The organism is Legionella steelei, from assembly GCF_001468005.1.
Classification (GTDB): domain Bacteria; phylum Pseudomonadota; class Gammaproteobacteria; order Legionellales; family Legionellaceae; genus Legionella; species Legionella steelei.
In genome coordinates this window covers 1,256,495-1,277,930 of sequence record NZ_LNYY01000019.1, presented here as the reverse complement: position 1 = coordinate 1,277,930, position 21,436 = coordinate 1,256,495, and the positions used below count along the sequence as shown (strand labels likewise).

Below are 21,436 nucleotides of genomic sequence, written 5' to 3'. Positions count from 1 at the left end.
TCTCAACTCATGTGTCAAGGATGTCCCCGAACAGTGTCAGGGATGTCCCCGGCTATACAGCAGCCCAGCCTACGGTTATTTAGCTTTGTCAACAAATTACCTAACACATATAGGGATGACGACGAACACGCCGCTGTATTAATGCTACAGTATTTGTAGAATAAGAATTCAGACTGTTTTTCCTGTGATTACCCTCTTGAACTCTATGCGCAAGTGTTAGTACACTAGACTTTTAGCCAAGCCTTAATATTATGAACCTAAATACTGTTGCTGCATTACTTACTCAACCATGTCAGATCAGTGCTGAACTTACTGGTATTTGTACTGATAGTCGTGAACTAAAACCAGGAAGTTTATTTATTGCCATCCGGGGGGAGCGCTTTGACGGGCATGATTTTATAAAGGAAGCAGAGGCGCAGGGTGCAATCGCTGCAGTAGTTAATTATGCTGTAGACGGTGTGAGCATGCCACAATTCGTTGTTCCTGATCCAATACAAGCCCTGGCTAAAATAGCAGCGGCACATCGACAAGATATACATTGCCCTGTTATTGCATTGACTGGATCCAATGGGAAAACCACAACTAAAGAAATGATCGCGGCCATTTTACCCTCTCCCTCACATGCAACTCGAGGAAATTTCAATAATCATATTGGCGCACCTTTAAGTGTGTTACAACTGAATAACCAACATCGTTATGCAGTTTTTGAATTAGGTGCAAATCATCCTGGTGAAATCGCCCATACTGTGGCAATTGTTCATCCTGATGTGACCTTAATTAATAACATTGCTCCTGCCCATGTGGAAGGTTTTGGTTCCATAGATGGCGTTGCGCGCGCCAAAGGAGAAATTCATCAGGGTTTGTCACTTGCAGGTGTTGCGGTGGTGAATGACGATGATGCTTATGCTCATTTTTGGGACGAATTATTGCTTGATAAAAAAGTACTCCGTTTTTCTTTGGATCATACGGCCGATGTTTACGCACAAGATGTGCAATTAGATGACTCTGGTTGTGGACAGTTTTCTTTAATCATCCCTAATGGACGAGCTGATATTCATTTAAAAGTTCCTGGTCTGCATAATGTTCGTAATGCTCTGGCTGCTGCGGCGTGTTGCCATGCAGTAGGTATTTCCGTAAAAGAGATCCAACAAGGATTAAATCGATTTGGTGGTGTAAAAGGACGCCTAACTGTCCTTGAAGGAAAAAATCAATCTACTGTAATTGATGATACTTATAATGCAAACTTACGCTCTGTTTTAGCTGCTTTAGAAGTATTGGCGGAATGTCCAGGGAATAAAATTTTTGTGTTCGGGGATATGGGTGAATTGGGTGCTTGGGCAACTCAGCATCACCAGGAAGTTGGATTTGCAGCGCGTCGGTTGGGTATTAATCAGTTACTCAGCTGCGGAGCCAATAGCAAATTAGCTGCTGAATCATTTGGTGTTGGTGGTGAGCATTTCATTACCCAGGAACAATTAATACAAAATCTCGTAGAAAAGTTGTCACCAGATACGGTTGTTTTGGTAAAAGGTTCTCGATCCAGTGCAATGGAAAAGATTGTACATCAGCTGATATAAGTTGACTTTAGTTTGTATGACAATAAATAAGTAGTCGGTCACCTAGGATATGAATTGTGATGAATGGTTGATTTTGAGTATAGGTATACCAAATACGACTGTGCTCTGAAACAAGGCGACTAGATACATGAATAATTGCGTTAATAATCCAAGAAATTTTTTTATACGATGCTGAATGGTATGTAGGTTTATGGTATGCTTGGCCGCTTTTTTGGCCCATTATCCTGTTGGGCTTACTTAACAAAAACCCATCGGGCGTGTTTACAATTTGCTAGATTGAGTCACAAGGCTTTGCGACCAAGAGAGTAGAGTTTGTAAGTAGGCTTTTATTGGGGTTAACAAGAGGAACAATTATGCTCTACTGGCTAACGCAGCTATTCCAAGGACAGTATCATGCGTTAAGAGTTTTCCAATACCTGACCTTCAGATCTATTTTAGCTTCTTTGACTGCGCTTATAGTGGGACTAGTCTGTGGGCCGCTGATGATTCGCTGGTTACGTGGTTTGCAGATTGGTCAGATGGTGAGGGATGATGGTCCCCAAACCCATTTATCAAAAGCTGGAACCCCAACTATGGGTGGGGTCTTAATCTTGTTGGCTATTACCGTGAGCTGTTTGCTTTGGGGGGATTTACAACAGTCCAGTTTATGGCTTGTCCTTTTAGTGACCCTTGCAAATGGGGTCGTAGGTTGGGTCGATGATTATCGTAAATTAGTATTAAAAAATAGCAAAGGATTACCTGCACGCTGGAAATATTTTTGGCAATCAATTATTGCGCTTATTGCAGTTATTTACTTATATATGCATGCCACTTTACCTGTCCATACTCAGCTTACTGTTCCTTTTTTTAAATCCTTAACTATAGGTTTAGGTATCTTCTTTCCTGTTCTGGGTTATTTTGTAATTGTAGGGAGCTCTAATGCAGTGAACCTGACTGACGGCCTAGATGGCTTAGCAATTATGCCTATAGTCATGGTGGCTGGGGCTTTGGGGATCTTTGCTTATGCTTCCAGTAATGCTGTTTATGCACCCTATTTAGGAATACCCTATGTTCCTAATACCGGGGAGTTAACGATTTTTTGCTCCTCAATTGTTGGCGCAGGACTTGGTTTTCTTTGGTACAATAGTTATCCCGCACAGGTATTTATGGGAGATGTTGGTTCTTTAGCTTTAGGAGCGGCTTTAGGTATTGTTGCGGTAGTTGTCCGCGAGGAATTGGTTTTATTAATGATGGGTGGCTTATTTGTCATTGAGACTATTTCTGTTATTTTACAGGTAGGTTATTTTAAGTACACTCATGGTAAACGTTTATTCCGAATGGCTCCTTTACATCATCATTTTGAATTAAAAGGATGGTCAGAGCCTAAAATAATTGTCAGATTTTGGATTATCACTGTTGTTTTTGTATTATGCGGATTGGCCACTTTGAAACTTCGATAAAAAGGATACACTCATGAATCCTCCTTTGTATTTGGTTGCAGGTTTGGGTAAAACAGGAGTATCGATAGCGCGATATTTACGTAGAAAAAATATACCTTTTCTTGCTTTTGATACACGTGCCCAAGCTCCAAGTGTCGCTGAGTTTACAAAAGAATTTCCAGATATCCCTGTTTATACGCAACACATGCCTGATGAAATAATCGCTCAGCTGTCAGATATTATCGCAAGCCCCGGGTTATCCTTAGATACTCCTTTTTTAAAGAAAGCCATGCAGATGGGCATAGATGTATACGGTGATATAGAATGTTTGGCTCGAGAGATTCATGCTCCGGTGATTGCAATTACTGGAACCAATGGAAAATCTACCGTGACCACCTTAGTAGGGGAAATGGCGAAAGCTGCAGGATATAAAGTTGCCGTAGCTGGAAATATAGGAACCCCTGTTCTCGATATGCTCCATGATGGTCATCAGTATGATTTATGGGTTTTGGAGTTGTCTAGCTTTCAATTAGACCTAACTTATTCTTTGGCCCCAATTGCGGCAACTATTCTGAATGTAACCCCCGACCATTTAGACCGGCATCATACTATGGAGGCTTATGCCCAAGCCAAACAACGGGTGTATCACCAAGCACAGGTTGCACTATTTAATCGCGATGATCCTTATACTGTTCCTACTGCAGGAGTTAACCGTATTTCTTTTGGTGCTGATGCACCTGAACAAAACAATTGGGGTTTGATCACTCAAGAAGAGAAAATATACTTGGCGAAAGGGGATGCGTGCATTTTGCCAGTTGATTCTATATTGATCAAAGGAGTTCACAATTGGCTTAATGCGCTAGCTGCTTCTGCTTTAGCTGATGCGGCAGGTATGTCTTATCAACACATTACGAGTGTATTGACTTCATTTACGGGGTTACCTCATCGTTGTCAATGGGTGCGAACTCTTGATGGCGTTGATTGGATTAATGATTCAAAAGGGACGAACATTGGTGCAACCATCTCTGCTATTAATGGAATAGGAGGTTCTATGCAAGGAAAAATTGTACTTATTGCTGGAGGGCAAGGAAAGGGGGCTGATTTTAGCGAGTTAGCTCAACCTATAGCTGATTATGTTCGCTCTATCATTTTGATTGGTGAAGATGCGGATAAGCTGGAAGCAGCTTTAGCTAATGTAGTGCCAATCGCACGTGCGTCCTCATTGGATAATGCGGTAGCGGTAGCTAAATCGCAGGCAAAACGAGGAGATGTTGTTTTATTGTCTCCAGCATGCGCTAGTTTGGATATGTTCCGTGATTTTAATCATCGCGGTGAATCGTTTGCTTCATTAGTGAATGGATTGTAATCGATGCGACCTAGACATCTGAATCAAAGGGGCAAGCCAGTCAGCAGGCCTATTTCACTTTATGATAAATGGCTAATTAGCGTAGTTATTGCTTTGATGATCATCGGGCTGATGATGGTCGCTTCAAGTTCGGTCATGATCTCTACTAAATATTTCCATCAACCATTTCATTTTTTAATTCGCCAATCATGTTATTTATTTGCTGGTTTAATGATCGCCCTTATTGTGATTAGGACGGATAGTAGTGTTTGGGAGCGTATCAGCATGCCGATGCTACTCATTTGTTTGTTGCTGTTGCTCATCGTATTAATTCCAGGCATAGGTCGTACAGTCAATGGCAGTCGACGATGGTTAGCTTTGGGACCAATAGGTATCCAAGTATCCGAACTCGCAAAACTTACTATGATTTTTTATCTTTCAGGGTATTTAGTACGTCAACAACAAGCGGTCAGTAACAGTATCTTGGGTTTTATTAAGCCCATGGTGATTTTAGGTGCTGTTTCGTTTTTGTTATTACTTGAGCCTGATTTTGGTGCTACAGTGGTAATTTCTGGCACGGTTATGGCCATGTTATTTCTAGCTGGTGTAAAATTACGCTATTATATAGGTTTGATGCTCGTTGTTATGGCAGCACTGGCATTTTTAGCAGTTTCATCTCCATATAGGGTGGCTCGCTTAACTGCGTTTTTAGATCCTTGGGCAGATCAGTATAATAGTGGTTATCAGCTGACTCAATCCTTGATTGCATTTGGTCGAGGAGGGTGGTTTGGTGCTGGTTTGGGAGAAAGTATTCAGAAGTTATTGTATTTGCCAGAAGCTCATACTGACTTTTTATTTGCTGTTTTAGCAGAGGAATTGGGATTAATCGGTATTTTAATGGTTATGACCTTATACGCTATATTAGTAATTAGAGGTTTGACTATTGCATATAATGCTCATGCACAAGAGCGATTGTTTGCTTCATATACCGCTTATGGTTTAACTTTTTGGTTAGGGTTACAAGCCGCCATTAATATGGGCGTTAACTCGGGTTTACTACCCACAAAAGGGCTAACTTTACCATTAATGAGTTATGGTGGTGCAAGTATGGTTATCAATTGTATTGTAATTGCGTTATTATTGCGCATTGATCATGAGAATCGTTGGCAAGCTCTGGGATTAGGGCCATTGTCAGCATAAGGGGGCGTGTGTGGGTAAGTCAGGACAATTTATAGCTTCAAGGATGGGCTGTGTAGAACAAATACATTTTGTTGGAATTGGTGGAGTCGGTATGTGCGGTATCGCTGAGGTATTACATTACCAAGGATATCGTATTACTGGATCTGATTTGGGTGAAGGCAGTACAGTACAAAGACTAAAATCTTTAGGTATTCCCGTTTTTACGGGGCATAAAGCCGAACATATAAAGGGTGCCGATGTTGTAGTGCGTTCTTCGGCTGTTGGCATGAACAATCCGGAAATTGTGGCTGCTCGTGAACAAATGATTCCAGTAATCCCACGCGCGGCGATGCTTGCTGAACTCATGCGCTTTCGTCATGGTATTGCAGTTGCTGGTACTCACGGCAAAACAACCACTACAAGCCTTGTCAGTAGCCTCCTGGCTGAAGGTGGTTTGGATCCTAGTTTCGTGATTGGTGGAAAATTAAATAGTCTGGGAGTCAATGCGCAACTTGGTCAATCTCCGTATTTTGTTGTTGAAGCGGATGAAAGTGATGCATCATTCCTATTCTTAAAGCCCATGATGGCCATAGTGACTAATATTGATGCAGATCACATGGATACTTATGAGAATGATTTTGATAAATTAAGAACAACATTTCTTGAGTTTTTACATCATCTGCCTTTTTATGGCTTAGCAGTGGTATGTATTGATGACGAAGAAGTGCGTAAGATTCTCCCTGCTATTGAACGACCGACGTTGACTTACGGATTTGCTGAAGAAGCTCATTACCGTGCGATTAATTGGACGCAAAATGAACTGGTTAGTGAGTTTACTGTGGTGCGTCCCGTGCCTTATACTGAATTAAAAATTCAATTTCAGTATCCAGGCCGTCACAATGTATTAAATGCATTGGCTTCTATTGCAATTGCAACACAATTAGGTGTTGATGATGCTTCTATTGTCCGTGCTTTGGCAAAATTTCAAGGTGTTGGCCGTCGTTTTCAAATGTTGGGTGAGAAAAGATTTGAGAATGGTTCAGCCTTAGTTGTCGATGATTATGGCCACCATCCTCAAGAAATTCTATCAACTATAGATGCATTTCGACATGTTTGGCCAAATAAACGACTTATCCATGTATTTCAACCACATCGTTATACAAGAACTCAATCCTTACAGGAACAATTTGTCGATGTGTTAAGTCTTGCTGATGAGTTGTTCTTATTTGACATCTATTCTGCTGGTGAACCTGAAATTCCTGGGATAACCAGTGAGGGTCTGGCGCAAAAAATTAGAAATAAAGATAAGAAAGTAACGCTTGTCAATGAACAATCGCTGAAGACGAAGCTGAATCAATTCATTAAAGATGGTGATGTGATTTTAATGCAAGGTGCAGGAAGTATTGGTCAAATTGCTGTGAACTTGATGAAAGAACTGTGAGCAACATGAGTCCAACTGATGCTTGTAACCTTGATGGTGAATTTCAGGGCGCCTTGCTTTATAATGAGCCTTTGGCTGAATATACTACTTGGCGCGTTGGTGGCCCTGCTTCTAAGCTTTATAAACCCAAAAGTATTACAGATTTGGCCTTATTTCTTCATAAGATTCCTGAAGTAGAACCTTTATTATGGTTAGGACTAGGTTCGAATTCTTTGATCCGCGACGGCGGATTCTCAGGAACTGTGATTCTGACTCAAGGATGCTTAAAAGAAATGACTCTTTTAGATGCCCAGACCGTTAAAGTTGAAGCGGGGGTATCTTGTGCGAGCATGGCGCGTTTTTGTGCACGAAATGATTTAGCCGGTGGCGAGTTTTGGGCAGGAATCCCCGGGACTATGGGAGGAGCTTTGCGAATGAATGCCGGTTGTCATGGTGGCGAGACCTGGCAGTTCGTTGTGGCGCTACAAACCATGAACCGTAAAGGGGAAGTAATAACGCGTAAACCCGAGGAATATGAAGTGGCTTATCGCCATGTTTCAGGACCTCCTGAAGAATGGTTTATTTCAGCTACATTTAAGCTAAATCCTGGGAAGAAAGAAACCTCATTGCAGGTGATAAATGAATTGTTGGAGCGTCGAACCAATACACAACCTACTAACGAATACAATTGTGGCTCAGTGTTTCGAAATCCTGTAGGAAATTTTGCAGCTCGGCTTATTGAATCTTGTGGATTAAAAGGGTTCAATATTGGAGGTGCAATGGTTTCTCAGAAGCATGCAAATTTTATTATCAATGATCAAGGAGCAGCAACTGCAGCAGATATTGAAGCATTGATTCATTTGGTACAAACTAAAGTTCGTGAGCAGACAACGATTGAGTTGATGCGCGAAGTTCATATAATCGGAGACCTTTAATGTCCAAGCCTCTTAACCTGGTTCTTCTTTATGGTGGAAAATCTGGGGAACATGAAATCTCATTGATTTCAGCCGCATCTGTTCTTGCACATTTGGATGCTCGAAAATATAACATTATTCCTGTAGCGATGGATAAAGATGGCCTATTTTATCTGCATCAATACCAGGATTTACTTGCCTATAAAGAAAAGCTTCCAGTGGTAACCGAACGCTCAAAACCTTTGGCAGGTTTATTTATTAATGGTCGTTTATCTGTAGATGCGGATGTTGTTTTTCCTGTAGTACATGGCCCTTTATATGAAGATGGGTGTTTACAAGGAATGCTTGAACTAGCCGGTGTAGCTTATGTTGGCTGCGATGTACTGTCTTCGTCCATTGGTATGGATAAAGACATGGCACGTCGCATAGTCTGTGTCGATGGATTAAAGTCAGCAAATTATAAGCTTTTATCCTGGCATAGCTCAGCATCTGAAAGACAACACTTTTGCCAGCAGGTTGCTGAAGAGTTTGGATGGCCTTTATTTGTTAAACCATGTGCAATGGGGTCTAGTGTAGGCATCCATAAAGCAAAAAATATGGCGGAATTACTCGTTGCAGTCGATGATGCGTTACGTTATGACGAAGAGATTTTGGTTGAATCATTTATTTCTGGACGAGAAATTGAACTTTCGGTACTTGAGAGTGCGGTACCCTCGGGAGAACCTAGAGTCAGCATTGCTGGGGAAATACGTGTTAATCATCCAGATGGATTTTATTCTTATTCAGCAAAATATTTGGAAAGTGGGCAAACGGATCTGATTATACCTGCTCCATTGAGCCAGACTTTGTATGAGCAATTAAAAAAAGCGGCTGCTGATATTTTTACACGGTTAAAATGTAAAGGTATGGCGCGTGTAGACTTTTTTGTGAATGATGCGACTGAAACCATTTATTTTAACGAAGTAAACACCTTACCTGGTTTTACTTCAATTAGTATGTATCCCAAATTATGGCAGGCGAGTGGTCTAGCCTATCCTGATTTACTGGATGAGTTGATTCGTATGGCGATGGTTCATCAACATTGCCGTCAGCACTTAGTAACCAATTATTTGTGAAAGCCATGAATAAAAATAGGGATGTTGATTCTGGGAATTTGCGTTATATTTGTTGGTTATTGATATTGACTTTAAGTGCCATGTTCTTGGCTTGCCGATTGGGTTATTATTATGCATCCGATGCAGAACGGTTTCCAATTACCACCATTAAAGTTGCTGCGAATTACGAACATGTAACGCATAAAGAGCTAGAAGGGGTATTAGCAAAATATTTAAGTGATAGCTTTTTTACTTTATCAGTCGGTGGGTTGCAGAATGAGCTAAATGAAATGAGCTGGATAGATACGGCAACAGTAGAGCGTGTTTGGCCAGATACATTGAAAATAAGGCTTGTTGAAAAAAAGCCAGTTGCAATTTGGGATAATGCATTGATGACTGAGGACGGCAGATTATTTAATGAGGGTGCCGTACCAGAGGGTTTAAACTTACCAAAATTAAAAGGACCTCTATCTCAACAAGAAGAAGTCTTACAAGTTTACGAAAAATTGAGTAAGATATTATCAATGTATGGCTTGAACGCTACTGGACTGCATTTACGAGAAAATCAATCCTGGGTATTGCTTTTAGGCAATGATATAAAAATATATTTAGGAAAGAAAGAGTTAGAAGAACGATTGCTGCGTTTTTGTAAAGCATATCCTGCAGTGTTTGCCGAAAAAATTGAGCAATTGTCTAGCGTGGACTTACGTTATCCACGTGGTATGGCAGTGCAGTGGAAACAACAAACGGAACGATAATGGCAAAAAAAATAGAAAAAGAGATTATCACTGGATTGGATATTGGAACTTCAAAAGTAATTGCATTAATTGGAGAAGTAACAACTGATGGTGCAATAGAAATTATCGGCATAGGTCGTCATCCCTCTCGTGGCCTAAAACGTGGCGTAGTAGTTGATATAGAGGCTACGGTGAACTCCATCCAACGTGCTGTTCAAGAAGCAGAACTTATGGCTGGATGTGAGGTGAGAACTGTTTATGCGGGTATTGCCGGTAGCCATATTCGCAGCTTAAATTCGCATGGAATTGTTGCCATTCGCGATAAAGAAGTATCTCAGGCCGATGTAGAGCGCGTGATTGATGCAGCTAAAGCTGTAGCAATACCTGCAGATCAAAAAATTCTGCATGTTTTGCCTCAGGAGTTTATCATAGATCACCAAGGCAGCATTCGCGAACCTGTCGGTATGGCGGGAGTTCGACTAGAATCTCGTGTACATATTGTTACCGGCTCAGTAAGCGCTGCCCAAAATATAGTGAAATGTGTGCGTCGTTGTGGTTTAGAAGTAAATGATATTATTCTGGAGCAATTGGCTTCAAGTCATGCAGTTTTAACTGAGGATGAAAAAGATCTAGGGGTTTGCCTGATTGATATTGGTGGTGGCACCACAGATATTGCAATATTTTGTGAAGGTGCAATCCGACACACAGCGGTCATCCCTATTGCCGGAGATCAAGTGACGAACGATATTGCTATGGCTTTGCGCACGCCTACAAAAGCAGCGGAATCGATTAAACTGAATCATGCGTGTGCTTTAACTGAATTAGCTAACTCAGATCATATGCTGGAAGTTACGAGCGTTAATGATAGGCCAGGAAGAAAAATATCCGCTAAAACTTTATCTGATGTAGTTGCCGCACGATATGAAGAGTTATTTACTCTCGTTCGTAATGAATTACGTCGAAGCGGTTTTGAAGACAGAATGGCTGCTGGTATCGTTCTTACCGGTGGTGCTGCCAATGTTAGAGGCGGTATTGAACTTGCAGAACTTTGTTTTGAAATGCCAGTAAGAAAAGGTTGTGCTCATTATGTTTCTGGATTGGCTGAAGCTACTGAAAATCCTTCATTTGCTACAGGCGTGGGGTTGTTGTTGCAAGGTTACCAACAACAATATGAATCAAACTACAATGTACCTACAATGAATGATAATACTCAAAGTTTGTGGGCAAGAATGAAAGAATGGTTCCAGGGTAATTTTTAGGTTACAAATAATAAAACGAAAACTGGTAATTGATTCTATTTATGGGGTGTGTTGCCGGATTTTTGCTAAAAAGAATAAACATGTGAGGGGAGCAGGGTTATGTTTGAATTAACGGAAGGCCAACACTTTAGTAATAATGCGGTAATTAAGGTTGTGGGTGTTGGTGGCGGCGGTGGTAACGCTGTCGAGCATATGGTTGCAGAGAATATTGACGGAGTTGAGTTTATTTGCGCTAATACCGACGCTCAGGCACTGAGAGGTTCAAATGCGAAAATACACATTCAATTGGGTGATGAGCTGACTAAAGGCTTAGGTGCCGGTGCAAACCCACAAATTGGACGTGAAGCAGCAGAAGAAGATAGAGAGCATATTCGAGAGATCTTAAGTGGTGCAGATATGGTGTTCATTACTGCAGGAATGGGTGGTGGGACTGGTACTGGAGCAGCCCCTGTTTTTGCGGAAATTGCCAAAGAATTAGGTATCCTAACTGTAGCTGTTGTTACGAAACCCTTCTCATTTGAAGGCAAGCAACGTGCAATGGCAGCTGAGGACGGAATTCGTCGTTTAGCGGAACATGTTGATTCTTTAATCACTATTCCTAACAATAAATTACTCAGTGTATTAGGTAAGAACATTAGCCTTCTGAATGCGTTCAAGGCGGCAAATAATGTTTTGCTTGGAGCAGTAAAAGGTATTTCTGATTTAATTACTCGTCCTGGTTTGATTAACGTGGATTTTGCAGACGTACGCACGGTAATGTCCGAAATGGGTATGGCTATGATGGGTACTGGTAGTGCTGTAGGTGAACAAAGAGCGCGTCAAGCTGCTGAAGCAGCGATTGCTTCTCCTCTATTGGAGGATGTGAATTTTTCAGGTGCTCGTGGAATTTTAGTCAATATTACTGCTGGCCTTGATATGTCAATTGGTGAGTTTGAGGAAGTTGGCGACGTAGTCAAAGAGTTTATTTCTGATGATGCAACAGTAGTCGTCGGAACAGTAATTGATCCTGAGATGACAGATGAAATGCGTGTCACTGTGATTGTAACTGGCTTGGGAGATGTAAGACAGCGCCATCAGCAAATGCAGCCGCAACAATCTCATCGTGCACGTTTGCTAGAAACAACACGTAGTGACGGTTCTTTGGACTATCAGCAATTAGAGCGTCCTGCACTGGTTCGTAAACAAGCGCAATCAAACATGTCTTCTGCGGCAAAACAAAATGGTGATAGCATTCCGGATGTAGATTATCTTGATATTCCTGCATTTTTACGTCGGCAAGAAGAGGTATAAGTATTAACCCCACATCAGTACTATGCTAATGTGGGGAAATTTAAGTCTTTGATACAAAAATAATTAGACTAAATATTAAAATATTGATAGGATTCACGAAGTTTTGCGTGCAAAATAAAAAAATTTAGAAAAATGATATTATGAGGAACAAGGTGAGCACTGAATGACAAAACAAAGAACTCCTAAAAAGGTGATCCAGGCAACTGGTGTAGGATTGCATTCCGGTGAAAAAGTGCTTTTAACCTTGAGACCTGCTCCTGTAAATACAGGCATAGTTTTCAGAAGGGTAGATCTTTCACCAGTTGTGGAAATACCCGCGTCTTATGAGAATGTTGGTGATACAATGTTATGTACTACCTTACATCATGGGCCAGTTAAAATTGCAACTGTAGAACATTTACTTTCTGCTTTGGCTGGTTTGGGCATCGATAATGCCTATATTGATGTAAATGGTCCTGAGCTGCCTATTATGGATGGCAGTGCCGCTCCCTTTGTTTTCTTGATTCAATCAGCGGGCATACGCGAGCAAAATGCACCTAAAAAATACATACGTATTCTTAAGCCTATTCGCGTCGAAGACAATGGCAAAATTGTTCAATTTTATCCATATAATGGATATAAAATTTCCTTCACTATTGATTTTGATCATCCAGCGTTCAATGATAAGCCACAAACAGTAAGTTTTGACTTTTCTACAACGTCTTATGTAAAAGAAGTATGCCGAGCACGTACCTTTGGATTTCTTTCCGATTATGAGAAGTTAAGAGAGTGTGATTTAGCTAAAGGCGGAAGTTTAGATAACGCCATTGTTGTTGATGATTATCGTGTGCTTAATGATGATGGACTTCGCTTTGAATCAGAATTTGTTTCTCATAAGGTTTTGGATGCAATCGGCGACCTATACCTGTTAGGTTCTAGTTTGATTGGTGCATTCGAAGGGTACAAGTCAGGTCATGAATTAAATAACAGACTGTTACGTGAGCTAATGGCAAGACAAGACGCGTGGGAATATACTTATTTTGATACAGAAGAGTATCTCCCTAAGATGCACGCTGAGTTTTTTCCCCTCGAAGCATAGAAATGTAGCCTGGGTGAAGATTTAATCGAAGCCCAGGAAAACAACAAATATCTTCCTCATCAGGAAACAGCTGTATTGTAGCATTTTCTGCGAAAAAATTTTCCTAATCAACGGTCACGTACTGATGTGTACTGCACTGACAACTTGCACTCAAATCCAACCATTCGAGTACATGTTAATATAGTAGCCTGGGCTATTACGGAAAAACAAAACTCTATATGCAGTATGATTGGCGGTTATATCGTGAACGCTCCTATTCCTAGTTATGATTTTGCCCTTATCTGTGCTACATTTTATTCAGATTCTTAGTGAATTAACATCAAGATTGGCAAAGGAGCGTTGTGGCATGAAACTTAATATGGGCCTTTTTACTTTTGCGTTGTTCTGCAGTTCATCAATATACTCTGCAAGCACTGAACCACAAAAGACTACTGCTGAACAAGCACTTCATCTGAATTGGCTGGATACCAATATTTCACCGGCTAAGGATTTTTATTCTTATGCAGATGGTAGCTGGCAAAAAAACAACCCAATTCCACCTGATTATTCGAGTTGGGGAAGTTTTAATGTTATCCACGAAAAAGTGCAGGATATCATTCATCAAATGCTAATCAAGGCTTCAGAAAACACCCAGGCCAAGCCAGGTAGTATAGAACAAAAAGTTGGTGATTTTTATTATAGTGGAATGGATGAAAAAAGTATTAATCAGCTCGGCATTAAACCCATTCAGTCTGAATTTGATCGCATTAATCGTTTACAAAATTCAACCGATCTGCAAAATGAAATAGCGCATTTGCATCAAATCGGTGTCGATGTTTTTTTTAATTTTGGGAGCATGCAAGATTTCAAAAACAGTGAAGAGATGATTGGTGCAGCGACACAAGGCGGTCTGGGCTTGCCAGACCGTGATTATTATTTAAAAGATGATGCCAAATTTAAACAAATTCGCGAGGCGTATATCAATCATATTGCGAAGATGTTTGAATTATTAGGTGATGCTCCAGATAAAGCAGCAAAAGAAGCCAATACAGTGATGAAGTTAGAAACACAAATGGCAAAAGTTTCTATGTCTCAGGTTGAGCAACGTAATCCGCATGCGATTTATCATATTATGGATAGGGCGCAACTGAGCAAAATAACTCCCGATTTTTCTTGGCCTGCTTATTTTTCAGCAATAGGACAAACTCAGATTAAAAGTATTAATTTAGCCATGCCTGATTTTTTTAAGGACTTGAATAAACAATTAAAAACAGTGCCTATTGATGATTGGAAGACGTATTTGCGTTGGCATTTAATAGATGCTTTTGCTTCTTACTTGTCACAGCCTTTCGTCGATCAAAATTTCAAAATGGTGGCCGTTCTCACTGGGGCCGAGAAAATATTACCGCGATGGAAGAGGGTAGTGAGTACGGAAAATAGTGCGTTAGGTTTTGCTATAGGTAAAATGTATGTAGCTCGTTATTTCTCTCCAGAGGATAAGAAACAGGCTTTGGATATACTCAAAAATATTCGTACTGTTTTACGAGAAGACATCAGCACTTTATCATGGATGACTCCTGATACTCGCGCGGCAGCATTGAAAAAACTCGATATGATGGAAGAACGAGTGGGTTATCCTTCCAAATGGTGGGACTATTCCAAGCTGAAAGTGAACAGGGGTCCGTACGTATTGAACGTGATTAGTGCTAATGAGTTTTTAACTCAGCGTGATCTGAATAAAATCGGCAAACCCATAGATAAAACTGAATGGGGAATGACACCGCAGACCATCAATGCATATTACGATGCTTCAATGAATAATTTAAATATTCCAGCAGGGATTCTTCAATCGCCATTCTTTGATCCTAATGCACCTGCAGCAGTAAATTATGGAGCCATAGGGTTTGTAATGGGACATGAAATGACTCATGGATTTGATGATCAAGGATCACAATTTGATGGCCAAGGTAATTTAAAGAATTGGTGGAAGCCAAGCGATCTGGAAAAATTCAAATCAGCAACACAATGCATTGTGAACCAATTTTCGCAATATGTTGTGGATAATGATTTGCGTGTGCAAGGAAAGCTAGTTGTAGGAGAGGCTACTGCTGATTTAGGAGGTATTACACTTGCCTATAGAGCGTTTAAGCATTCGCAGGCATATAAAAATGCACCTACAATTGGTGGTTTGACACCAGATCAGCAATTTTTCCTGGCAACAGCACATGTATGGGCTATGAATATTCGACCCCAACAACTGCGTAATCAAGTAACTACTGATCCTCATCCACCTGCTCGATATAGAGTCAATGGCAGTTTGGCTAATATGCCTCAATTTCAGGAGGCTTTTCATATTCCAGATGATAGCCCAATGGTGAATAAAAGCCGTTGTGTGATTTGGTAATCAATATCGCTCATCTTGAAATATCTCAGGGTGAGCTTAATCGAATTGAATTTAGACTTTTGTATGGACTAAGAAAAAAACAATTAAATTGCTTCCATTGTGAACATTGGTTAGACTGCCTGCACTGTTTATTTGTAACTAAATGTGGAGATAATAATGACTCAAGAAGAAATGATTTGCCGTATTGTACGTTATGTAACACAAAAACCGAGTACTAAAAAAGCATGTTGCGGATGAGCAGTATCAATTTATCTACTCTGCTTGATTATAAGAATCAGGTAGTAGTAGATTATTTTTGTCATCATCATCCTGAGTTTTCTGAGCAAGAAGCTAAAGTTTTGTTCGCGGATTTGCTTGCATGGATGTGGTTAAATGTATACAGAGCAAAGCAAGGCAAAAAGACTTATCTTTTTGGCCCGTTGCTCATTCTTGATGAAGTATGGCATGCTTTTATTCTCCATACCCGCGATTATGTTGATTTTTCCATGCGTTATTTTGAAGCCTATTTTCACCATGATGTTGAACCTGTTGGCCAAGAGCACATGATGCAAGAAGACGAGTTAGCTGAATATTTGCACGATTGTTTTGCTTATCTTGGTTCAGAGTGGGTAGCCCGCCGTTTTGCAACTGCGCTCACGGAAGCAAATCATTAATTTTTTTATTTTTTGTAGCCTGGGTTCCGCTTCGCTGTACCCAGACAACAATGACTTAATTATCACTATCAGCCAAATGCAGTAATGCTTTTTGTAACGGTTCATAATTACACTGCTGGCTTTCACTTATGATAATTTCTTTAGCTTTTTCTGATAATACATGTTTTGTAGTAGGTGTTGACTTTTCATATTGAGTTGTTGATTCAATAATGGCTACTTTAATTGAAGAGAGTTGATACATCCCTCCTTCTTTGCGTAATTTATCGCGTAGTTCAGGAATAGCATAACGTAATTGTGATGCCCAGACAGCATCAGTAGTCGTTAAAAGCAAACATCCTTTATTAAAACTCCCTACATGACATGTATTTGCTAAAACCTCAGGCAGCATTTGTCTGACTTTATCGGAAAGCTCTTCTAATTGGACAGAACGTTGGCATATGTCGGCAAGTTGTTTGTTAAGGCAATGACTAATCGAGCGCATTTTCTATTTTAATGAAAAAAATGTAGTAAAGTTAGTATATACTTCGAGCAAACTATAGAATAGTAAATTTGTGTTAAATACAATATTATAATTTTTTTATTAGACAATTCAGGATTATAGGTGAATCAATGTTTGAGAAGCCACATGACAATAATGTTATTTTTTTTACTCGAATGCATTGGATAATATTTTTTTGGCCAGTGATGTTTTTATGTGCTGCTTTGGCGGTTGTTTCTTATGTCGAGGTAGATTTCTTACGTAAGGTTGGATATGGTTTAGCTGCTTTTGCTTTATTATGGGTTGGCATGACTTGGATGACCTATTATTTTTCTTCCATCACCATCAAGAGAAATCAGGTTATTATTCGTACCGGAGTTATTGTAAGACAAACGATTGATATCCCTTTAAGTAAGATTGAAGCAATAGACATCCGCCAATCGATTCTGGGCAGCATTTTGAGTTATGGGATGGTATGTATCACTGGTACTGGTGGTACGCGTCGTATCATTAATTTTTTGCATAACCCTTTGACGTGCAGACGCTACATTGAACAACTACTGGGTGAGCTGCATCGACAAGATTAGTAAGGTTGCCTCAGGCATTGAGCGACTTAAATTGGCACATCTTGCGCGAAAGCAATACTTTGGGAGCCTCACATACTGGTGTATGCAACGTTTCCTCAGAATCATTTTCGCGTAACCTGCGCTCAAATCCAACCGTTCCCCAAGATTCAAGTATAAAGATTAGTTGTAGCTTGGGCGCAGTCTGAAACGTGAATGAGTACTTACTTTGAAATCATCGAACTAAATTCTCGCTAAAAGTTCTGCTTTAGTTTGTTTATCAACAAAAGCAGCTTCTATTGCCATGCGGGTAATTTTATTCATTATCTCATCACTATAACCATACGATTTTTGTACTTGCTGGTACTCTTGGCCCAATGTAGTACTCATAAAGGGGGGATCATCTGAACTAATGCTGATTTTCATCCCTGCTTCATAAAATTTAGGAAAAGGATGTTCATGCATGTTTTTAAACAAGCCTAAAAAGATATTGCTTGTAGGACATACTTCTAAAGTAATATTTCTATCTTTTACCATCGCCATGGTTTCTGGTGAATAAATTGAATTAACACCATGTCCTATGCGCTGGATGGGTAGGTTTTCCATCGCTTCGATCATCCCACTTGCAGGAGCAAATTCACCTGCATGTACTGTGCATTGTAAACCGGCATCAGCTGCGATGTGATACGCGTTACTAAATAATTTAGGAGGAAATTTTGCTTCATCACCACCTAAACCAAATCCTGTGGCGCATGGAAATCTATCTTTATGAGTTTGTTTGGCAACTCGTTCTACAGCTTCAACACCAAAATGGCGTACTGCAGTAATTATAATCCGACCTACTATATTGAATTGTTCTTTAGCATCGTCAATTGCTTGTTGAATTGCGGTTAAATGTTCTGCGGATGGGATTTTACTAGAGAGTTCAGCATGATCAGGGGAATACATCATTTCTACATAAATTGCGTCTTCTTGAGCACGAGCGCGCAAGTAGTCGAAAGTAATGTCATAATAATCCTGTGGATAGCGAATCACCGAGGCGAGCGTATCATATACCTTTAAAAAATCGAGAAAATCTTTGGATAAATAGCTTATGCCATCAGGAGCGACGAGACCTTCTGGGAGCACCAATTTATTGCGTGCAGCGAGCTTTGCTGCTAATTCAGGAGTGATCGACCCTTCCAAATGGACATGTAACTCTGCTTTTTTCACACTCATCTTTCGCCCTTAATTTTTTTAAAGTTAGAATCATTCTAATAGAGTAGTTGCGATCGTAGTGGGCCCATTAAAGATGTTGAGGACATGGATTTTTTGAGTTTTTCTGCTCAAAAAAGACAAAAAAATCAACCGATAGGCCGTCAGTACCTTTAAATTGTGCAACAGATTGCAACTGCTTTGTCTAGGATAATGGTAACTTAGATGAAAAAGCTATAAAATACCTGGTCTAAATTAAAGTTATTTTGGATTAGTTATGAACTCAGACGATATAGATAAAGCGTATGTAAGTCCTTATGACAAATTTTTATTTGAATTTGATGCCACTCATGATAAATCTGCATCACAAATAAAAGAAATTAATAAGCATAAAAGTATTTTTGAGAAGCGTGATAATAAAGATTATGGAAATGACAAGGGTGAAATCTGGGAAGAGTTTTAATCTACATGCCTGGCGAAACGAGGCAGCGGATTCAAAGACATCAACTGGGACGTTTTCTATAATGCAGGGTTGGCGCTAAACGTGCGTTGGGCTGTTCTGCCCAGCGTTTGCTGAATTAACTCTCACGCTCCAAATATCCATCATGAAACCATCACTATAAGCTCTATGAATAAGTATCTTATTCATAGTGTTCCTATGAAAAAAATCTGGTGCTTTGTTACATGCTGGGCTTAGCAACCCAGCCTACAAATATTGAGCTATTTTGTCTAATACAGACAAGGATTATATGAGTAAGCAATTAGCCTAGCCCAAAAAGTAATGTAATAATTTATAAGCCAAAATCGTTAGAAGAGAGGCCGCGGGCAAAGTGAGAATCCATGACATAAAGATGTTGCGAATTACAATCAGATTTAATGCACCAATACCTCGTGCCAAACCTACTCCAAGAACTGCGCCAACTAATGTCTGTGTTGCGGAAACAGGGATACCAGTACTTGTTGCTACAACAACGGTTGTTGCTGCAGAAAGAGTCGCTGCGAAGGCCCGACTGGGTGTTAGTGCGGTGATGGCACTACCTACAGTTTCAATTACTTTTCTACCATACATGAGCAGGCCTGTTACCACACCAACACAGCCTAATAAGATAATCCATGCTGGGTAATTATTGGCATTAAATTCTTGATGTGAACTCATCACCAAGCTATGAATAATTGAAAGTGGTCCCACAGCCAAGGCTACATCGTTAGAGCCGTGTGCAAAAGCCATTGCACATGCAGTCATTGCCATAAGTATCGCGAAATACTTTTCAACTTGTATGAATCGTTCTCGGCGTCTTATTCTATGTGGCTCAGGAATACGCTTAATAAAGATCATCCCTATAATCGTAATCATGATGCTGGTTGCAAGGGTTACCGCCAGATTTTGTTTAAAATTTAGGTGAATCTGAAAATGGTTAAGTCCCTTAAATACAGTGATAAATGACAAAATAGAGCCAATGAGAAAAAGATAAATTGGGATGTACAATTTCGCTTTAGTGAGCGGGTTGCTTTTGACAAAAATAGTTTGTTGGATACTGGTAAATAATATAAAAGCAGTGATTCCTGAAATCATCGGAGACGTGATCCAGCTCACGGCGATGCGACCTACTTGATTCCAATGAATTGCTTGCGGCCCTAATACTATGGCGCCAAAACCGACCATTGAGCCTACTAATGCATTCGTAATAGAAACAGGAACTCCAAGATAACTCGCAAGATTCATCCAAATCGTGCATGCCAATAAAACGCCCAGCATTCCCTCAATAAGAATCAATGGTTGTCCGGAGAGCTCGCTGGAATTAATAATTCCATCACGCATCGTTTCTGTAACCCCAGTCCCTCCTAAAAATGCGCCAGCAAATTCAAAAATTATGGCGATTAACATGGCTTGTCTGACGGTGACTGCTTTTGAGCCCATGGTAGTGCTCATAACGTTGGCTAAATCATTAGCACCAACTCCCCAAGTCATCATGAAACACAAAATAATTGCGACAAAAAGATATATAATTGAATAATCCATAGAATTTGACTACCGAGCTATTAGAATTTGAAGACGACTACCCACATGTTGGGCACCATCGGCTAAATCATCAATCCATTGGACCAATTTATAGAGGAAAATTGCATCAATTGCAGATAACTCTTTTTCGATTTCAAAAATACGATGTCTAATATCTGCTAGGCGTTCATCACTGTCATGTTCAATCTCATAAAGTGTTAAGATCATTTCTTCTACGATTTTAACTTCAGAGCCCCTGAAACCTGTTTCCAGCAATTCATCTAATTCATTAATTGCTTTACATGCCTGTTTTGATGCATCCAGACAGCGACTTAAAAAAGGCATAAAAGTAGGAATGAGTATCTCTGGGACAACCATTTGTCTACTGACGATGAGTATGGCAATGTCTTCTGCTTTATTCGCAATGAAATCTTGAGCACTGAGAAGTTCAAGAAGGTCCGTACGTGAAACAGGAAGAAAGAGTCCAGTCGGCAGATGCAGACGCAAATCTCTTTTAATTAAGTCCGCTTCTTTTTCGAGAGAAATTATTTTTTCTTTTATTTTATTGGCGGTTGCCCAATCTTTTTTGAGTATTGCTTCAAAAAATGGGTAGAGCTGCTTAGCGCATTGGTGTACTTTTCGCATGTGCTGTTCAATTGGTCTTATTGGTGAAGGACCAAACATATTAAATATGCTACCCATGATGTTTGCATCTCTTAAGCAAATTTTGGAGAAGTATACCCAAACTTTTTCCAGAACAAAACTATTGAATTATGGTTCATCGGTTTTTTCGTTTTTATTTATTGATTTTTCAAGGCTAAAGTAAAAAAATTTTTATTTTGCTCCATTGATTTT

19 protein-coding genes are annotated in these 21,436 nt (G+C 40.0%); 15 read left to right on the top strand and 4 right to left on the bottom strand.

Translation table 11 applies throughout. From position 1 onward, the window contains the following. Positions 1-251 precede the first annotated feature (251 nt). From Lste_RS09785 to Lste_RS09725, 13 genes are all read left to right on the top strand, one after another. Entirely contained in the window at positions 252-1,577 is a 1,326-nt protein-coding gene (locus Lste_RS09785) for a UDP-N-acetylmuramoyl-tripeptide--D-alanyl-D-alanine ligase (protein ID WP_058510837.1), read from the top strand. 353 nt (positions 1,578-1,930) lie between these two features. Continuing rightward, the gene (gene mraY, locus Lste_RS09780) at positions 1,931-3,016 is read left to right on the top strand and encodes a phospho-N-acetylmuramoyl-pentapeptide-transferase (protein WP_058510836.1); all 1,086 of its coding nucleotides are present in this window, start codon (positions 1,931-1,933) and stop codon (positions 3,014-3,016) included. A gap of 13 nt (positions 3,017-3,029) precedes the next feature. Further along, complete coding sequence (murD, locus tag Lste_RS19300) at positions 3,030-4,361, top strand: UDP-N-acetylmuramoyl-L-alanine--D-glutamate ligase (protein ID WP_058510835.1); 1,332 nt, start codon at positions 3,030-3,032, stop codon at positions 4,359-4,361. Positions 4,362-4,364: 3 nt separating this feature from the next. After that, on the top strand, positions 4,365-5,540 hold the full coding sequence (gene ftsW, locus Lste_RS19295) for a putative lipid II flippase FtsW (RefSeq protein WP_058510834.1): 1,176 nt from the start codon (positions 4,365-4,367) through the stop codon (positions 5,538-5,540). Between the two features lie 10 nt (positions 5,541-5,550). Then, positions 5,551-6,960: a UDP-N-acetylmuramate--L-alanine ligase gene (murC, locus tag Lste_RS09765; RefSeq protein ID WP_157070723.1), complete on the top strand. Its 1,410-nt coding sequence runs from the start codon at positions 5,551-5,553 to the stop codon at positions 6,958-6,960. Between the two features lie 5 nt (positions 6,961-6,965). Further along, a complete protein-coding gene (gene murB, locus Lste_RS09760; protein ID WP_058510833.1) occupies positions 6,966-7,874 on the top strand; it encodes a UDP-N-acetylmuramate dehydrogenase in 909 nt (302 codons plus the stop codon). After that, positions 7,874-8,968 (top strand): D-alanine--D-alanine ligase family protein, encoded by a 1,095-nt coding sequence (locus Lste_RS09755; RefSeq protein ID WP_058510832.1) that lies wholly within the window; start codon positions 7,874-7,876, stop codon positions 8,966-8,968. Before murB ends, Lste_RS09755 begins: the two co-directional genes overlap by 1 nt. Before the next feature lie 5 nt (positions 8,969-8,973). Further along, positions 8,974-9,705 carry a cell division protein FtsQ/DivIB gene (locus Lste_RS09750; RefSeq protein ID WP_058510831.1) on the top strand — a complete coding sequence of 244 codons (732 nt, stop codon included), beginning with the start codon at positions 8,974-8,976 and terminating at the stop codon, positions 9,703-9,705. Then, positions 9,705-10,943 (top strand): cell division protein FtsA, encoded by a 1,239-nt coding sequence (gene ftsA / locus Lste_RS09745; protein WP_058510830.1) that lies wholly within the window; start codon positions 9,705-9,707, stop codon positions 10,941-10,943. The genes Lste_RS09750 and ftsA overlap by 1 nt, the downstream gene beginning before the upstream one ends. 99 nt (positions 10,944-11,042) lie before the next feature. After that, the gene (ftsZ, locus tag Lste_RS09740; protein ID WP_058510829.1) at positions 11,043-12,233 is read left to right on the top strand and encodes a cell division protein FtsZ; all 1,191 of its coding nucleotides are present in this window, start codon (positions 11,043-11,045) and stop codon (positions 12,231-12,233) included. 163 nt (positions 12,234-12,396) lie between these two features. Next, on the top strand, positions 12,397-13,311 hold the full coding sequence (gene lpxC / locus Lste_RS09735; protein ID WP_058510828.1) for a UDP-3-O-acyl-N-acetylglucosamine deacetylase: 915 nt from the start codon (positions 12,397-12,399) through the stop codon (positions 13,309-13,311). Between the two features lie 346 nt (positions 13,312-13,657). Then, entirely contained in the window at positions 13,658-15,694 is a 2,037-nt protein-coding gene (locus Lste_RS09730) for a M13 family metallopeptidase (RefSeq protein WP_058510827.1), read from the top strand. A 233-nt stretch (positions 15,695-15,927) separates the two neighbouring features. Further along, positions 15,928-16,347, top strand: coding sequence for a glycine-rich domain-containing protein (locus Lste_RS09725; protein ID WP_058510826.1), 420 nt, complete (start codon positions 15,928-15,930; stop codon positions 16,345-16,347). 55 nt (positions 16,348-16,402) lie between these two features. Here the strand turns inward: Lste_RS09725 and Lste_RS09720 are convergent, their stop codons facing one another. Next, a complete protein-coding gene (locus Lste_RS09720; RefSeq protein WP_058510825.1) occupies positions 16,403-16,828 on the bottom strand; it encodes a DciA family protein in 426 nt (141 codons plus the stop codon). Between the two features lie 128 nt (positions 16,829-16,956). Here Lste_RS09720 and Lste_RS09715 point away from each other — a divergent pair, with 128 nt between their 5' ends. Continuing rightward, complete coding sequence (locus tag Lste_RS09715) at positions 16,957-17,412, top strand: PH domain-containing protein (RefSeq protein WP_058510824.1); 456 nt, start codon at positions 16,957-16,959, stop codon at positions 17,410-17,412. A 219-nt stretch (positions 17,413-17,631) separates the two neighbouring features. On the opposite strand, the gene Lste_RS09710 is transcribed toward Lste_RS09715, so the two are convergent. Continuing rightward, positions 17,632-18,606 carry an adenosine deaminase gene (locus Lste_RS09710; RefSeq protein WP_058510823.1) on the bottom strand — a complete coding sequence of 325 codons (975 nt, stop codon included), beginning with the start codon at positions 18,604-18,606 and terminating at the stop codon, positions 17,632-17,634. Between the two features lie 253 nt (positions 18,607-18,859). On the opposite strand from Lste_RS09710, the gene Lste_RS09705 reads away from it, so the two are divergent. Next, the gene (locus Lste_RS09705; protein ID WP_058510822.1) at positions 18,860-19,045 is read left to right on the top strand and encodes a CBU_0585 family protein; all 186 of its coding nucleotides are present in this window, start codon (positions 18,860-18,862) and stop codon (positions 19,043-19,045) included. 303 nt (positions 19,046-19,348) lie between these two features. On the opposite strand, the gene Lste_RS09700 is transcribed toward Lste_RS09705, so the two are convergent. Further along, on the bottom strand, positions 19,349-20,602 hold the full coding sequence (locus Lste_RS09700) for an inorganic phosphate transporter (protein WP_058510821.1): 1,254 nt from the start codon (positions 20,600-20,602) through the stop codon (positions 19,349-19,351). Positions 20,603-20,611: 9 nt separating this feature from the next. Then, the gene (locus Lste_RS09695) at positions 20,612-21,283 is read right to left on the bottom strand and encodes a TIGR00153 family protein (protein ID WP_058510820.1); all 672 of its coding nucleotides are present in this window, start codon (positions 21,281-21,283) and stop codon (positions 20,612-20,614) included. Positions 21,284-21,436 lie beyond the last annotated feature (153 nt).

Excerpts from the sequence above, each read along its gene's own strand:
- Lste_RS09785 (WP_058510837.1), top strand. The coding sequence starts at position 252 with ATGAACCTAAATACTGTTGCTGCATTACTTACTCAACCATGTCAGATC.
- mraY (WP_058510836.1), top strand. The coding sequence starts at position 1,931 with ATGCTCTACTGGCTAACGCAGCTATTCCAAGGACAGTATCATGCGTTA.
- murD (WP_058510835.1), top strand. The coding sequence starts at position 3,030 with ATGAATCCTCCTTTGTATTTGGTTGCAGGTTTGGGTAAAACAGGAGTA.
- ftsW (WP_058510834.1), top strand. The coding sequence starts at position 4,365 with ATGCGACCTAGACATCTGAATCAAAGGGGCAAGCCAGTCAGCAGGCCT.
- murB (WP_058510833.1), top strand. The coding sequence starts at position 6,966 with ATGAGTCCAACTGATGCTTGTAACCTTGATGGTGAATTTCAGGGCGCC.
- Lste_RS09755 (WP_058510832.1), top strand. The coding sequence starts at position 7,874 with ATGTCCAAGCCTCTTAACCTGGTTCTTCTTTATGGTGGAAAATCTGGG.
- Lste_RS09750 (WP_058510831.1), top strand. The coding sequence starts at position 8,974 with ATGAATAAAAATAGGGATGTTGATTCTGGGAATTTGCGTTATATTTGT.
- ftsA (WP_058510830.1), top strand. The coding sequence starts at position 9,705 with ATGGCAAAAAAAATAGAAAAAGAGATTATCACTGGATTGGATATTGGA.
- ftsZ (WP_058510829.1), top strand. The coding sequence starts at position 11,043 with ATGTTTGAATTAACGGAAGGCCAACACTTTAGTAATAATGCGGTAATT.
- lpxC (WP_058510828.1), top strand. The coding sequence starts at position 12,397 with ATGACAAAACAAAGAACTCCTAAAAAGGTGATCCAGGCAACTGGTGTA.
- Lste_RS09730 (WP_058510827.1), top strand. The coding sequence starts at position 13,658 with ATGAAACTTAATATGGGCCTTTTTACTTTTGCGTTGTTCTGCAGTTCA.
- Lste_RS09725 (WP_058510826.1), top strand. The coding sequence starts at position 15,928 with ATGAGCAGTATCAATTTATCTACTCTGCTTGATTATAAGAATCAGGTA.
- Lste_RS09720 (WP_058510825.1), bottom strand. The coding sequence starts at position 16,828 with ATGCGCTCGATTAGTCATTGCCTTAACAAACAACTTGCCGACATATGC.
- Lste_RS09715 (WP_058510824.1), top strand. The coding sequence starts at position 16,957 with ATGTTTGAGAAGCCACATGACAATAATGTTATTTTTTTTACTCGAATG.
- Lste_RS09710 (WP_058510823.1), bottom strand. The coding sequence starts at position 18,606 with ATGAGTGTGAAAAAAGCAGAGTTACATGTCCATTTGGAAGGGTCGATC.
- Lste_RS09705 (WP_058510822.1), top strand. The coding sequence starts at position 18,860 with ATGAACTCAGACGATATAGATAAAGCGTATGTAAGTCCTTATGACAAA.
- Lste_RS09700 (WP_058510821.1), bottom strand. The coding sequence starts at position 20,602 with ATGGATTATTCAATTATATATCTTTTTGTCGCAATTATTTTGTGTTTC.
- Lste_RS09695 (WP_058510820.1), bottom strand. The coding sequence starts at position 21,283 with ATGGGTAGCATATTTAATATGTTTGGTCCTTCACCAATAAGACCAATT.